General features: G+C 66.5%; 15 protein-coding genes. 7 read left to right on the top strand and 8 right to left on the bottom strand.

Annotation, left to right across the window (positions count from 1 at the left end; translation table 11 throughout):
* The first annotated feature begins 5 nt into the window (after window positions 1–5).
* The 3 genes from M1L61_RS11850 to M1L61_RS11840 are packed head-to-tail and all read left to right on the top strand — an operon-like array spanning window position 6 to window position 3,379.
* A complete protein-coding gene (locus M1L61_RS11850; protein WP_248853489.1) occupies window positions 6–1,490 on the top strand; it encodes an MFS transporter in 1,485 nt (494 codons plus the stop codon).
* Between the two features lie 16 nt (window positions 1,491–1,506).
* Window positions 1,507–2,544, top strand: a complete 1,038-nt coding sequence (locus M1L61_RS11845) for a glycoside hydrolase family 43 protein (protein WP_049409728.1) — start codon at window positions 1,507–1,509, stop codon at window positions 2,542–2,544.
* Complete coding sequence (locus M1L61_RS11840; protein WP_248853488.1) at window positions 2,534–3,379, top strand: aldose epimerase; 846 nt, start codon at window positions 2,534–2,536, stop codon at window positions 3,377–3,379. The genes M1L61_RS11845 and M1L61_RS11840 overlap by 11 nt, the downstream gene beginning before the upstream one ends.
* Before the next feature lie 112 nt (window positions 3,380–3,491).
* Here the strand turns inward: M1L61_RS11840 and M1L61_RS11835 are convergent, their stop codons facing one another.
* The 4 genes from M1L61_RS11835 to ptsP all read right to left on the bottom strand — a co-directional run bounded on the left by M1L61_RS11835 (window position 3,492) and on the right by ptsP (window position 10,083).
* Window positions 3,492–4,745, bottom strand: a complete 1,254-nt coding sequence (locus M1L61_RS11835; protein ID WP_126559535.1) for a carbohydrate porin — start codon at window positions 4,743–4,745, stop codon at window positions 3,492–3,494.
* An 83-nt stretch (window positions 4,746–4,828) separates the two neighbouring features.
* Entirely contained in the window at window positions 4,829–6,532 is a 1,704-nt protein-coding gene (locus tag M1L61_RS11830; RefSeq protein WP_248853487.1) for a fructose-specific PTS transporter subunit EIIC, read from the bottom strand.
* 87 nt (window positions 6,533–6,619) lie between these two features.
* Window positions 6,620–7,576, bottom strand: coding sequence for a 1-phosphofructokinase family hexose kinase (locus M1L61_RS11825; RefSeq protein WP_248853486.1), 957 nt, complete (start codon window positions 7,574–7,576; stop codon window positions 6,620–6,622).
* Window positions 7,573–10,083, bottom strand: a complete 2,511-nt coding sequence (gene ptsP, locus M1L61_RS11820) for a phosphoenolpyruvate--protein phosphotransferase (RefSeq protein ID WP_248853485.1) — start codon at window positions 10,081–10,083, stop codon at window positions 7,573–7,575. The genes M1L61_RS11825 and ptsP overlap by 4 nt, the downstream gene beginning before the upstream one ends.
* Window positions 10,084–10,239: 156 nt before the next feature.
* On the opposite strand from ptsP, the gene M1L61_RS11815 reads away from it, so the two are divergent.
* The 4 genes from M1L61_RS11815 to M1L61_RS11800 all read left to right on the top strand — a co-directional run bounded on the left by M1L61_RS11815 (window position 10,240) and on the right by M1L61_RS11800 (window position 12,799).
* Window positions 10,240–11,223: a LacI family DNA-binding transcriptional regulator gene (locus tag M1L61_RS11815; RefSeq protein WP_010485719.1), complete on the top strand. Its 984-nt coding sequence runs from the start codon at window positions 10,240–10,242 to the stop codon at window positions 11,221–11,223.
* 97 nt (window positions 11,224–11,320) lie between these two features.
* On the top strand, window positions 11,321–11,950 hold the full coding sequence (locus tag M1L61_RS11810; RefSeq protein ID WP_248853484.1) for a hypothetical protein: 630 nt from the start codon (window positions 11,321–11,323) through the stop codon (window positions 11,948–11,950).
* An 82-nt stretch (window positions 11,951–12,032) separates the two neighbouring features.
* Window positions 12,033–12,443, top strand: a complete 411-nt coding sequence (locus tag M1L61_RS11805; protein WP_248853483.1) for a Rap1a/Tai family immunity protein — start codon at window positions 12,033–12,035, stop codon at window positions 12,441–12,443.
* A 122-nt stretch (window positions 12,444–12,565) separates the two neighbouring features.
* Window positions 12,566–12,799: a hypothetical protein gene (locus M1L61_RS11800; RefSeq protein WP_049409748.1), complete on the top strand. Its 234-nt coding sequence runs from the start codon at window positions 12,566–12,568 to the stop codon at window positions 12,797–12,799.
* Window positions 12,800–12,824: 25 nt separating this feature from the next.
* On the opposite strand, the gene M1L61_RS23175 is transcribed toward M1L61_RS11800, so the two are convergent.
* The 4 genes from M1L61_RS23175 to M1L61_RS11785 all read right to left on the bottom strand — a co-directional run bounded on the left by M1L61_RS23175 (window position 12,825) and on the right by M1L61_RS11785 (window position 14,307).
* Window positions 12,825–13,124, bottom strand: coding sequence for an isochorismatase family protein (locus M1L61_RS23175; protein ID WP_345779137.1), 300 nt, complete (start codon window positions 13,122–13,124; stop codon window positions 12,825–12,827).
* A 69-nt stretch (window positions 13,125–13,193) separates the two neighbouring features.
* Window positions 13,194–13,376 (bottom strand): hypothetical protein, encoded by a 183-nt coding sequence (locus M1L61_RS23170; protein ID WP_345779120.1) that lies wholly within the window; start codon window positions 13,374–13,376, stop codon window positions 13,194–13,196.
* A gap of 3 nt (window positions 13,377–13,379) precedes the next feature.
* A complete protein-coding gene (locus M1L61_RS11790; protein ID WP_248853482.1) occupies window positions 13,380–14,018 on the bottom strand; it encodes a DUF6766 family protein in 639 nt (212 codons plus the stop codon).
* Between the two features lie 100 nt (window positions 14,019–14,118).
* Window positions 14,119–14,307, bottom strand: coding sequence for a hypothetical protein (locus tag M1L61_RS11785; RefSeq protein WP_019337695.1), 189 nt, complete (start codon window positions 14,305–14,307; stop codon window positions 14,119–14,121).
* Window positions 14,308–14,339: the final 32 nt, after the last annotated feature.

The raw sequence follows: 14,339 nt of genomic DNA, 5'->3' as shown, positions 1-14,339 counted from the left end.
GCTGCATGGCAAGCACTGAACACGCGCTATCGGTACGCGAGAAGCTCGGCTACAGCCTGGGCGATCTCGCTGCCAACCTGATCTTCCAGACCCTGATCACCTACCTGGCGTTCTTCTACACCGACGTCTACCGCCTGCCAGCTGCCACCGCGGCCACGATCATCTTCGTGGTCGGCCTGCTGGGTGCGTTCGTGTTCACGCCGTTGATCGGCATCGCGGCTGACCGAACGTCCACCCGCTGGGGCCGCTTCCGCCCGTGGATCCTGTGGACGGCCATTCCCTTTGGCGTACTGTCACTGCTGGCGTTCAGCACCCCCGACCTGGGCGAGCGCGGAAAGGTGATCTATGCACTGGCCACCTACGCGCTGCTGGTCTGCGTTTACGCCGCGAACAACCTGCCGTACTCCGCGTTGAGCGGCGTGCTGACCGGCAGCATGGCCCAGCGCAATAGCCTGTCGGCCTACCGCTTCGTGGCCGTGATGATCGCGCAGTTCATCATCCAGGTGCTGCTGATGCCGCTGGTGCTGATCCTGGGCAATGGCGACCGGGTGCGCGGCTTTGAACAGGTCATGACCGCCTTCGCACTGATCGGCACGGTGTTCTTCCTGATCACCTTCGCCACCACCCGCGAGCGCATCGTGCCGACGCGCGAGCAGACCGGCGGCATAGTGCAGGACCTTTCGGACCTGCTGCACAACCGCCCGTGGCAGGTGATGCTGGCGCTGACCGTGCTGGTGTTCATCAACCTGGCGTTGAAAGGCGGCACCTACATCTATTACTTCCAGTACTACATGAGCGAAGCGGCGCTGGCCGGCTTCCTGGAAAACTCAGGCTTCAACGGCCTGATCAGTGCATTGAATGGCTCCCTGGCCAGCGCCGGTTTCGCGGCGTTCACCTGGCCGAAGGATGCGGCCACCTCGGCGTTCAGCCTGTTCAACGCGTGCGGCATCCTCTGCATGATCCTGGGTATCGGCGCATCACGGCGGCTGGCGGATCGCTTCGGCAAGCGCGATGTCTTCGGTGGCGCCCTGTTTGTCTCGACCCTGTTCCTGCTGGCCTTCTACCTGTTCCCCCCGACGGCGGTGGCGGTGGCGTTCGCAGCCTTCATGCTGCATGGCTTCTGCTATGGCATCACCATCCCGTTGCTGTGGGCGATGATCGCCGACGTCGCGGACTACTCGGAGTGGAAGAACCATCGAAGGGCAACGGCGATCATCTTCTCGGCGATGTTGTGCGGGCTGAAGATCGGCCTCAGCGTCGGCGGCGCGCTGGTCGCCGCGATCCTTGCCCACTACGGCTACCAGGCAGGACTGGCGCAACAGCCTGAGGGCGTGGTGCAGGGCATCCGCTTGACCGTAAGCGCCTACTGCTCCCTTCCTTTCCTGCTCGCCGTGGCGCTGCTGTTCTTCTACAGGATCGACAAGCGCACCGAAACCCGCATCGAGCAGGACCTCCACCTGCGTCGACGTTCCGCCGACGCCTCCGCGTAACGCCAAGATGACAACCATGATCGACCTCCATGCCGGCGAAGACGGCCAGGCCAGCAAAGCCCGTCTTGCGCAGCTCACCGCGCACGCCATTTCGCAACCGCTGGTGACCCACATCTACACCGCCGACCCTTCGGCGCACGTGTTCGAGGGGCGCCTGTACATCTATCCCTCGCACGACATCGACGGTGGCCAGCCATTCGACGACGAAGGTGGCCATTTCGGCATGCAGGATTACCATGTGCTGAAGATGGATACGCCCGATAGCGCGGCCATGGATTGCGGCATGGCGCTGCACGTGCGCGACGTGCCCTGGGCGCGGAAACAGATGTGGGCCCCCGATGCCGCCTGCCGCGATGGCCACTACTACCTGTACTTCCCGGCCAAGGACGCCGAGGGCCGGTTCCGCATCGGCGTGGCGATCGGTACGCGGCCGGAGGGCCCGTTCGTGCCCCAGCCGGAGCCGATCAAGGACGCGTACTCGATCGACCCGGCCGTGTTCGAAGACGAGGATGGCAGCCACTACCTGTACTTCGGCGGCATCTGGGGCGGGCAGCTGCAGAAGTATCGTGACAACCAGTACAGCGAGGCCCACGAGGAGCCCGAGGGCAGCGCGCCGGCCCTGGGGCCGCGCGTGGGCCGCCTGGATGTCGGCATGACCGAGCTGGCCGAACCCACCCGCGAAGTGCAGATCCTGGATGAGCATGGCCAGCCGCTGCGTGCGGACGACCATGCGCGCCGCTTCTTCGAAGGCCCGTGGCTGCACAGGTACCAGGGTCGCTACTATCTGTCGTACTCCACTGGCAACACCCATCAGCTGTGCTACGCCATCGGCGACAGCCCGTATGGCCCGTTCACCTACGCTGGCGTGATCCTCACCCCCGTCGTGGGCTGGACCACCCACCACTCCATCTGCCAGTTCGAAGGGCAGTGGTACCTGTTCTATCACGATGCGCTGATGTCCGGCGGCATCACCCACCTGCGCTCGGCCAAGTGCACGCCGCTGCACATGGAGCCGGACGGAAGCATCCGGACGATCAATCCGTATGGGGCCTGAGCGCATGCTGCCGGTGGATGATGCGCTGGCCCCGCTGCCGGCCGGTGAACTGCACTGGCTGAGATGCGGCGAACTGGAGGTTGCGCTCGCCGCAGGGGCGGGCGGGCGCGTGGCGCACCTGCGTTACCGGGGCGTGGAGTGGCTGGTGGATGCGCAGGAGGGCGGGGCGGCTGCGATCGCCTGGGGCTGCTACCCGATGGTGCCCTGGGCCGGGCGCATCCGCCATGGAACGTTCCGCTTTGACGACAGGCCGCATCGGCTGCCGCTCAACTTCGACGGGCATGCCATTCATGGGTTGGGCTTCTCGCGACCGTGGCAGATCGACCGGCTGGATGCGGCGGCAGCCAGGTTGTCGCTGGCGTTGCCGCGCGACGGCTACTGGCCCTTCGGTGGCATTGCCATGCTGGACCTGCAGCTGCAGGCCCACACCCTGCAGATGCGCCTTTCGGTCCAGGCCGGCGAGCAGGCGATGCCGGCGGTGCTGGGCTGGCATCCCTGGTTCCGGAAGCCGGACCGGCTGCTGTTCACGCCTCGTGCGATGTACCCGCGGGACGAGGAAGGTATTGCCACGCTGCCCTGTGTGGATCCGACCACCGGTCCCTGGGATGACTGCTTCATCGCCGACAGTGACATCACGCTGATACGTGAAGGCCAGCGCCTGCGGCTGCGCTCGGACCACGACCATTGGGTGGTCTACGACGGCACGCCGCACGCCACCTGTGTCGAGCCGCAGAGCGGTCCGCCGGACGGCTTCACGCTGGCGCCGCACCGGCTGGAGCCCGGCCAGCGCCTCGCGTTGACGTTCGACCTGGCGTGGGCGGCGGACAGCACCTGAAACCCCGGCCAGGGCAGGCGATCATCCGGGTGCCGGACGGTCGGTACGCCGCCTGGACCGGCCGTGGACCCGGTGCCTGACACGGGCCGCGCCCAGGACCACCTGACATTTCCTACAGGTTCCAGTCGATCCGCATGCCCGCGATCAGCGCATCCGGCAGGTCGTGCTGGCGTGCGGGCTCATTGAACTGGTCGGGGTGCACGATGTAGTGCAGGTTCGGTGCAACACGAAGCTGCGGGGTGAGCTGGATGCCATAGCTCAGCTCCATCATCACCTGGCTCCCGTGCGGGGTGCCGCTGCCACCGGCTGCGGCGCGGGCGAGGCGCAGGTCTTCCAGCGCCATGCTGCTGTACTTCTGCTGGGTCACGACGAAAGCGATGCTGTCCTGCGGCCGCCGGGCGAACGTGCCTTTCTGCACCAGCCCGGCCTGCAGGAAATGATCCTCGATCAACTGGCCGGAGGTGCCCTTGAGCGCCGCACCGAAAAAGGTCAGGCCGCGGCCGGCGCCATCACTGGTGAGTTGCTGCTCGAAGCGGGCGAACGCGCCTGAGCGACCGTGACGTGTCGCGTACTCCTGGCCACTGAGCAGCGCGGGAATGCCGTTGGCATCGCGCAGCGGATCGCGATAGGTCGAGTTGTCCTGCCAGCCACCGAGTTCGTAGCGGGCTTTCAGTCGTGCCGAAGCAGGGCTGCGCCAGCCGATCGTGTAGGGCACGATCCAGCCGGTGGCCTGGTTCGTATTCCACTTCAGGCCATGCTGGCCATCCTCGGCCTGGCTGGGATCAACCTGGTAGGCGCCGACGCGCACGTAGACATCGGGCGTCACCCAGACCGTGGCATCGGCCATCCAGCTCGATACCGGCCACCAGGTGAAACTGCTGGTGCGGAATACGTAGGTCGGGTTGCCACAGGCCGAGTTGCCCTGGAAGTACTGGCACAGGTCCGAACCCAGGTGGTGGATGTTGGCGACGCTGCGCCCTGCTTCCAGCACCAGCCGGTCGTTGAACAGCTTCTGTTCGAGGGTCAGGTTGGCCAGGCGCGTGCCTTGGCCGCCGTAGATCTCCTGCACCGAGGTGCTGTTGCCCGTACTGCTGTTGGCGAGATTGGTGCCATGGCGGTTGATGCCGTAGGCCTTGACCGTCGCACCTCGCCAGCCAAACGCCGCGTCCAGGTCCACGTCGGCACCGAACATCAGCTGGCCGGCATAGGCCGTGCCGCTGCGCTTGCCACCGTCGAGCGTGGCGGCTGCTTCGCCGGTGTAGGCGAGCCTGCGAGTGAAGACGTCGCTCGCGTCTGCGGTGGTGGCCAGGGATGGCAGGGCAAGCGCGATCGCCATCGGCAACATGTGTCGGGAAGAGCGGGTCATGGGCGAGGGTCCTTGTGCAGGGCCTAGGTCGCTGCGCCCCTGCGTGCGCAGGGGCGGTGGAAGGGGCTTGGCGATGGGGTGGATCAGGCCGGCGTGGTGACCGGCTTCTTGAGGATGCGCAACGCGACTGCAGTGACGGCCACGCCCGCCAGCAGTGCCAGCAGGTAGATGCCGAGGTGAGTGACTGCGTTCGGGATCGGCAGCACGAACACGCCGCCGTGCGGCACCTTCAGCTCGACGCCAGCGGCCATCGAGATTGCACCTGCCACGGCAGAACCAAGAATCAGCGCCGGAATGGTGCGCAGCGGATCACGCGCGGCGTAGGGGATCGCGCCTTCGGTCACGAAACTGAGGCCAAGCACGCCGGCGGCACCGGCCGTGCCGCGCTCCTCGGCGGTGAAGCGGTTGCTGAACAGCCATGTCGCCAGTGCGATACCCAGCGGCGGCGTCATGCCGCCGATCATCGTCGCCGCCATCGGCGTGTAGACCTGGCTGGAAATCAATGCAGTAGAGAACGCGTAGGACGCCTTGTTGACCGGCCCGCCCATGTCCACCGCCATCATGCCGCCCAGCAGCAGGCCAAGCAGGATCGCGCTGCTGCCTTGCATGCCGCGCAGCCAGTCGGTCAGCCAGGCCAGCAGCCCGGCCACCGGCGTACCGATTACATACATCATCAACAGGCCGACCAGCAGCGTGCCCAGGACCGGCAGGATCAGCACCGGCTTGAGGCCTTCCAGGCTGCGCGGCAGGCGCAGCGCACGGTTGATCCAGTGCACGCCGTAGCCAGCGATGAAACCAGCCAGGATGCCGCCGATGAAGCCAGCATCCATGTTCACTGCTACCAGCCCGCCGATCATGCCGGGCGCAATGCCGGGGCGGTCGGCGATGGAGTAAGCGATGTAACCGGCCAGTGCGGGCACCATCAACATGAAGCCGGACTTGGCGCCGATCTGGAAAAGTGACCAGGCCAGCGTGCCCTTGTGGGCATCGTCGAAGGCATAGATGCCGCCGAGTGCGAATGCCAGTGCGATCAGCAGGCCGCCGGCAGTGACGAACGGCAGCATGAACGACACGCCGGTCATCAGGTGCTTGTAGGGCCCGGTGGCCTTGGTCTTTTCGGTCGTGCGCCCTGAAGTTGCCGTACCTGCCTGCACGCCGGCCTCGGCCAGCGCCTTGCGGATCAGGTTCTGGCCGTCGTTGATCGCCGGTTTGGTGCCGCTCTTGAACAGGCGTTTGCCAGCGAAGCGCGACAGATCGACTTCGCGGTCTGCGGCGATCAGGACGAGGTCAGCAGCCGCGATTTCCTCGTCGCTCAACGCGTCCTGCGCGCCGACCGAGCCCTGGGTTTCGACCCGGATTGCATGGCCCAGCGCTTTGGCGGCCTGTTGCAGCCCCTCAGCCGCCATGAAGGTGTGAGCGATGCCGGTGGGGCAGGAGGTAACGGCAACGATGCGCTTGTCCGCATTCGTGCCGGCGTCGTTTGAATGTGCGGCCGCGAGCGGTGCGAGCGCCGCAACCGGGTCGTCCAGTACTTCGCCCAGGCTGGCATGCGCGATCTCAGCATTGGCGAAGCGCGCGATGTCCGCCTCACCATCACCCACCAGCAGCAGGTGCGTCGCGGCGGCGGCGTTCGATGCAGGCAGTGCGCCGGTCACGCCCTGGTCGCTGCGGATCTCGATCATCAGCTCGAGCCCGCACTGGCGGGCGGCGCGGCGCAGCGCTTCGGCGGCAAGAACCGCCTCGATGCTGCGCTCGCCAGCGGCGATGACTACGGTGGAAGCGTGCATGGGAACTCCTGGAATTCTTCGGGTTCGTCCTTGCCGAGGGCGCTGAGGTTGGCGTGAAGCCAGCCGCCGTGCCTCCGGCAGGAGGGATCAATCCAACCGCTCGATCAGTACATCGCCGGCCCATGCGCGTACCTGCGCCGGGTCCAGCCGTCGTGCGTCACCGCTTTGCAGCCGGCTCATCGAGAACGCGGTCGCCAGCCGTGCGCAACCGGCCAGATCTAGGGAGGACTCCAGCATCGCGGCAGCGATGCCGGCGACCATGGCGTCGCCCGCACCGACCGTGCTGCCCTGGGCCAGTCGCGGCGGTCGTGCGACCAGCGCGCCGCTGCGATCAATGAACAGCGCGCCGTCGGTGCCCATCGAGATCGCTACGAGCGCAACACCGCGTTCGACCAACGCCTGGCCAGCGACACGCAGGGCGCCGCGGTCCGGCAGCTGGGTGCCGGTCCAGGCCTCCAGTTCGTGGCGATTGGGCTTGACCGCGTAGGGCAGCGCACCCGCGGCGTCACTCAAGGCAGCCACAAGTGCGTCGCCGCTGGTGTCCAGCAGCACGCGCGCATCGGCGGTGCCGGCCTGTACCTGCAATCGCGCCCATGCATCGGCCGGCAGCCCGGACGGCAGGCTGCCGGACAGCACCACCGGCAGGCCCGGCCGCAGCAGGGCAGCGAGCCGGCGCGACACCGCATCCAGATCGGCACCGTCGAGTGCCAGGCCGGGCAGGTTGATGTCGGTGGTTTCGCCGTTGTCCTCGTCAACCAGCTTGATGTTGGTGCGGGTGCTGCCCGGAATACGCAGGCAACCATCCACGATGCCACGCGCCGAGAACAACGTGCCGAACACACCGTCGTTGCCACCACCGAGCACGCCCAGCGCCGTGGTCGGCACGCCCCAGTCGGCCAGGCAGGCGGCCACATTGATGCCCTTGCCTCCTGCATCGTCGTGGCTGCTGCGGGCGCGGTGCACCTGGCCCGGCCGCAGGCCGGCCAGCCGCACGGTCTGGTCGATCGCCGGGTTCAACGTGACGGTGACTGCGCGGATATTCATGCGCCTGCTCCATCGAGCGCGCGTACCTGCTCAGCGGTTTCGCAGTCCAGAGCGGTGTCTGCGAGCTTCTGCAGATCGGCCAGCGCAGTGCCGCGCAGGCGTGCCTTCACCGACGGGATGTCGTTCGGGGTCATCGACAGTTCGTCCACGCCCAGTCCCGCCAGCAGCATCGCACCGAACGGATCGCCGGCCAGGCCGCCGCAGACACCCACCCAGCGCCCCTGCGTGCGTGCACCGTCCACCGTGGCGCGGATCGCGCGCAGCACGGCCGGATGCAGGCTGTCGGCCTCTGCGGCAAGCTCCGGATTCTGGCGGTCGATCGCCAGCACGTACTGGGTCAGGTCGTTGGTACCTATCGAGAAGAAGTCGGCGTGGCGGGCAAGCACATCGCTCTGGGCGGCAGCGGCCGGCACTTCGATCATGATGCCGATCGGCACGTCGGGCGCCTCGAGTTCGGTGCGCAGGCGCTCGCAGATGGCGCGCAGAGCGACCAGCTCGGGCACCGAGGTGATCATCGGGAACATGATGGACAGGCGTGCACCGTCCTTGGCTGCGCGATACAGCGCACGCAGCTGCGGTTCCAGAAGATCCGGGCGGCGCAGCAGCAGGCGCGCGCCGCGCACGCCGAGGAACGGGTTTTCCTCGTGTGGCAGCTCCAGGTGGGCGACCTGCTTGTCGCCACCGATATCGAGCGCGCGCACGATCAGCGGACGGCCGTCCAGCGCGTTGGCCATCGCCATGTAGGTTGCGTACTGCTCCTCCTCGCTGGGCGTGCTGCCGCGTTCGAGGAACAGGAATTCGGTGCGCATCAGGCCGACACCTTCCGCGCCCTGTTCCAGCGCCAATGGCACCTGCTCGGGCAGGTTCACGTTGGCGCCGATGTCGATGCGATGGCCATCGGTGGTCTGCGCTGGCTGCGCACGTTGCGCCGCTTCTCGCGCGCGGATCTGCTGCTGCCCAGCGATCCAGGCGCGAGCCGAAGCAAGATCTGCCTCGGAGGGGGACAGGTAGAGCCGCCCGCTGCTGCCGTCGATGATCGCCTCGCGGCCGGCCTGGATCGCCAGCAGTTCGGCGCCACCGGCAACCAGCGCCGGCAGGCCGAGCGTGCGCGAGAGGATTGCAGTGTGTGAGGTGGGACCGCCCAGTGCGGTGGCGAGGCCGAGCACGCGGGTGGTGTCGAGGTTGGCGGTATCCGAGGGCGACAGGTCGGCGGCAAGCAGGATGCACGGCTGCGCCGGCAGATCGGCCAGGCCGCCACCGGCCGCAGAGGGGTCAAGCTGCGCCAGTACGCGCCGACCCACATCGCGCAGGTCGGCAGCGCGCCCGGCCAGCACCGGATTGCCCAGCGCCGCCAGCCCGGAGGCGATCTGCTCGATGGCCTGGTGCCACGACCACGCGACGCCATGACCTTCAACCATCAGCTGGCAGGTGCGGGTAATCAGGTCGGTGTCGTCAAGCAGCGCAGCCTGCGCCTTGAAGATCGCCGCATCCGAGGCGCCAAGGCGGCGCTGCGTGTCGTCCTGCAGTGCGGCCAGCTGCTGGCGGGTGCGGCTGAGTGCATCCTGCAGGCGTGCGCCGCCCTCGCCGAGCGGGGTGGGGCGATCGGCAACATCGGCCTGCGCGCTGGCCAGTACATGCACCGGTCCGATGGCCAGCCCGGGGCTGGCGCCGATGCCGACGATCGCCGCCTGCGCTTCGGGCGGACTCCAGCCCGCGACCGGCGCTGCCTTTCGCTGTGCTGCACGCTCAGCATCAGTCTTTTCCTGCGCCACCAGCCCATCCATGACCTTGCGCAGTGCAGCCAGCAGGGCGTGGGCATCGGCGCCCTCGGCAGAAACACTCACGGCATCGCCCTCGCGAAGCCCGAGCTGCAGCAGCGCCACCAGACTCTTGGCATCGGCCACCTGATCGCCCGCGCGCACCTGCGCACGGGCCGTGAAACCCCGCGCCGTCTCGGCCCAGCGCGTGGCCGGGCGCGCGTGCAGTCCACTGGGGTAAGCGATGGTCCAGTCGAAACGCTCGGCCAGGTCCGCCACCGGCACGTGGGCTGCCGTGACCGCGACATCACTGGCCAGCGCATTGACGATGTCGCTCGCATCGGGGGTGGTGAACAACCGCTGCAGCGCGGCCTCGTCCTGGATCAGGCGGGTCAGCCTGCGCAGCAGGGTGATGTGGGTATCGGACTGGGCAGCGATGCCAACCACAAGGCGGGTGGCCTGGCCGGGGTTCCATTCCACGCCTTCCGGCAACTGCAGCACCGCGATGCCGTCGCGGCGCACCAGGTGGCGGTCCTCGCCGAGCCCATGCGGGATCGCCACACCATGGCCGAGGAACGTGTTCGCCAGCGCTTCGCGGCGTCCCATGCTGGCCTCGTAGCCCGGCGCCACGCAGCCGGCGGCGACCAGCATCTGGGCTACCTGGGCGATGGCATCGGTCTTGTCCTGTGCCCGCGCGTCCAGGCGGATCAGTTCCCGGCTGACGGGGGAGGGGGAGGTCAGGGGCGACAAAGCGGGCTCCGGGAAGGGGTGGCTGGGACGTATTGGGAACGTTCCCACTCCGCATTTCAATGTGCAGTGCACAAAAATCCAATAGTCCTTTGGCGTTAGGATTGTCCTGGACAGCCATTCGGCCATGAACAGCGCACGTTTCCGGGAACGTTTCCAATGAGCATCAGCATCAACGACGTCGCACGCGTGGCGGGGGTCTCCAAATCCACGGTGTCACGGGTGCTCGGGGGCGGTCCGGTCAGCGAGGACGTGCGCCGCAGGGTCGAGCTGGCGATCCGCCAGACCGGCTATCGACCCAACCTGCAGGCAAGACGGCTGCGCTCCCGGCACACCGGCATCATCGGCTTGATCGTGGCAGATATCCGCAACCCGTTCTTCACTGCGCTGATCCGCGCGGTGGAGGAGGTGGCCTATCGCGAAGGATTGCGCGTGACCCTCTGCAACACCGATGAGGACCCGGAGCGGGAGGCGCTGTATCTGCAATTGATGCACGAAGAGCGCATCAGCGGCCTGATCTTCGCGCCGACCCGGACCACGGTGGGTCGACTTGAGCGGCTCACGCTGGACTATCCGACGGTGCTGGTCGATCGTGCCGCACCCGGTGGCTCGATCGACAGCGTCGTCCTCGACAACACAGCGGCGATGGCGGGGCTGGTCGAACACCTGGTCGAGCGCGGCTATCGCCGTATCGGCGGATTGTTCGGCAGCACCAGCACCACTGCGGCCGAGCGACGCGACGGCTATCTTGCTGCGATGCGCACGCATGGGTTGGAGCCGGACTACCGGGAGGTTGAACCCACGGCCGAAGCCGCCATCGCGACAGTCGAGCAGTGGCTGGCCGCGCCATCGCGCCCCGAAGCACTGGTCACCAGCAACAGCCTGCTGTTGATGGGGGCATTGAAAGCCGCCCGCGGCGCAGGGCTGGCGATTCCAGACGCGTTGGCACTGGCCGGCTTCGACAACGAACGCTGGACCGAGCTGGTCGTGCCGGGCATCACCGTGCTTGAGCAACCGGTTGAGGAGATGGGGCGGGCCGCGATGTCGATGCTGCTTGAACGCCTGCGCACGCCGGAGCTGCCGGTGCGCCGACTTGTGATGACGGGCCGGTGCGTGGTCAGAGGGTCGACGGCTGCGCGATAGTTGGACGCCCGATTGCGGCGACCCTGAGAGCGCCGTCCGGGTGTTGGCGGGCCAGCCGTTGTCTGTTACAAGCCATCTGTACACGCAGACACGATGGATGCTCGCCTTGTCAGAGCCTTATTCAGCGCTGCTCCGCCTGCAGTTGTGCCACGAAGATCTCTCCAGATGGCTGGCGGCGCCCATGCCCGCAGCATCCCGATGGTCCGACTGGCGATGCATCGCCGGCCAGTGGCACCTGGGCAACGGCGAATACCTGGCCTCTTCAAGCGACGAGGCGTTGGATCACCTGCTCGCGGACTGCCAGGCGCTGCTGGCTCGCTACCCCGACAATCGCGCCGCATTGAACGCCTTCCTGGCATCTGCACAGGCTGAAAATATCCGGGTTGCCGCCTATGACCACAGCAGCACGCATTTTGTTGCAGGATCGCTGACATATTCGGAAAGCCTCTACGATCTCATCGCGTTTCTCGCTGTGGCACGAGGCGCCGCCGACTTCCTGAAGGCGGGCGACCGGGGCGTGGTACTGATCCACGACTACCTATGGGCCGAGGAAGGTGAGCGGGAGACCGTTGCCGCGATTGCGCTGGTCGGCCAGGGGGACTCCAGCTTCCTGCCTTCCACGGACCTGGATACCGCGACCGCGCCCTTCGAGACATTGGTGGAGGCCATGCTGGAAGCCCAGGACGACCCGGAGTTTCATCCGCGCAACCAGCTCGATCGACTTTGACCAACGCCGCGTGGAACCCACAGAGACGACCACCAAGGGCCCCGACATGAAAGGACATCACCCCCCCCACGTGCGCCGCCGCATGCGTCGGCTCTTCGCATTTGGCCTCTGCGCCCTGGCTGGATACGCCTTCGCCGGAACAACGCAACCGGCACGCACCTGGCTTGTCAGTGGAGCCGAACTCATCACCCTGCTGCAGGGCAAAGGCGCTGATGGGTTCTGCGACGGCGAGCAGTGCCGGAGCCTGTCCAGCGCTCGCGCCAGCGCCTATATCCAGGGCGTTGCCGATGCCAGCCACGGGCAGTGGTGTGGGCAGGGCCAGATCCTTCCACATGAGCTGGTGGATCGTGTTTCTTCCCATCTCCGGCAACTGCCCCGCGAGCGATTGCAGCAGGATGCGTCTCCTCTGGTTGTCGAAGGGCTGCGGGCGGCGTTTCCTTGTGGTCGCGGCGCATCACGTGGTAGCAGTGCCGAGCCCGGCAAAGACGAATGAAGCAGGCCGCGCTTGCTTGGCGACGGTGCGAACGCCCTACACCCGCACGACACGTTGCATTCACGGCCACCGACATCCGTACTGGCCACACTGCAGGTTCATTCCAGAGCAGGAGGTGCCCGATGGCTACCTGTGATGTGTGCGGCAACGACTACGACAAGAGCTTCACCGTGCAGCAGGGCGGGCGTAGCGGCACGTTCGATTCGTTCGAATGCGCGATCCATGCGTTCGCCCCGCGCTGCACCCACTGCGATTGCGCCATCATCGGACACGGTGTCGAGGGAAACGGCCAGATCTTCTGCTGCGCACATTGCGCCAGTCATGCTGGTGTAAAGGGTGTCGCAGACCGGGCTTGAGCGGGATGCAGCTCCATCCCGCTGGTCATGCCGGCACAAGAGAAGCAATTCGTGCCACTCGGGCTGCTCCCGAGTCGGCGAGCAGCGCCATTGCCCGCTGTTTCTGCGACGGCCTCCCCGCCACGGCCTCCCGTGCCAACACGACGTCGAACTCCCTGGCGTTGGCGTCCAACGCGGTTGCCAGCACGCACGAATCGGCTGTCATCCCGCTGAGCCAAAGTCGGCGCACGCTCAGCTTGGCCAGCGGGACCGGCAGCGGGGTGGCGAGGAACGCCGAGTGCTTGGGCTTGAGCACAAAGTAGTGATCGGGCAGGGGAGAGAGCAGCTCGGCTATCCGCCCGGCTGCCCCCCCGTCCCGCTTGCACTGTGCGACCTGTTGGCGGAAGTCACGCTTTCAGTCGGAGAAATTGTCATTGGCATAGATGACCGGCCACCTGCGGTCATCGAAGTGGTCTCTCAAACGCCGGATCTGCCGGGCCGCCCGCTCCGCAGCGGGCGCAAGATCCTGCGCCCCGGGGAAGTCGAAACGGCTGAACATGTCGATGATCAGCAAGGCCGTCGATGGATCATGTCCCATGGCTCAATCACCTGTCTGTGCGTGCGGGGCCTCGACCGGCTTGGACTGCGGTGAATCCTTCTGGCGCAGGAAGATCGTCAGAACCACCAGAGACAGCACGGCCAGGAATTCGCTTTGCCAGTTCTGCATGGATTCGAACCAGAATGTGCTGCTGGCGAGGTGCTCCACAAAGCCTGGCGGCGGCAATCCCTTCAACTGCTGTTCGGCCTCCTCGGCGCGCCAGCTTCCCAATGCATGCAGCGTAAAGCTGAACAGGAACAACAGCCCGAACGCAATCGCCAGCGAATGACCGTAAAGAACCTTCCACAGGCCACCGCGCCTGACCGGCCAGGGCGTGCGGCCGGGTTCGATGCGATTCTGTTCCTGCGCAGGGTCCAGCGGCCGCGATTCGGCCGAACCGCGCTGGCGCAGGCTGACCGTCAGCAGAACGTACATCCCCATCTGCAGGAATTCGCTCTCCCAATTCTCGAACGTAGCGCTGACGAAGTGCCCGGTAGCCAGGTAGTGCCAGAAATCGATCGGCATGCGTCCGCGCTCGACCAGTTCCTGGTTGTGCACGTGATGCCCTGCAACTGCCTGCCCCACAATGTACACCAACGTGAGCGCAAGCAGCACCAGCGAGAGACCGTTGCGTTTCCACATGCAACACCTCGTTCAGGCTGCTCCAAAGACCGTCCATGAAGCTTGCGTGGGCAAAGGGCCTTGCCTCGTGATTGCTGCGCATCCGGAATGTGAGGCGGGCTCAACGCTTGCCTGTCGGGTCAGGATCCGGCCGCTCGTAGTCTTCAGGTACCGCCTTGGGGCCGTCCCCATCGTCGGGCATGTCGTGGTCCTTCCACCTGGCCTGGTCGTTGCGACGTTTGTCCGGCGTATGGGCCTTCGACTGATCGTCCACGTCTGTGGTTGGATTGAAAGGCAGCTTGTCGTTCATGGGCAGCTCCTGCGGCGAGAACCTGAAGCCTG

The sequence above is a fragment of the Stenotrophomonas sp. NY11291 genome, assembly GCF_023277365.1.
Taxonomy (GTDB): Bacteria; Pseudomonadota; Gammaproteobacteria; order Xanthomonadales; family Xanthomonadaceae; genus Stenotrophomonas; species Stenotrophomonas geniculata.
Note: the sequence above shows the minus strand (reverse complement) of the source record. Positions and strands in the feature narration are given on the sequence as shown.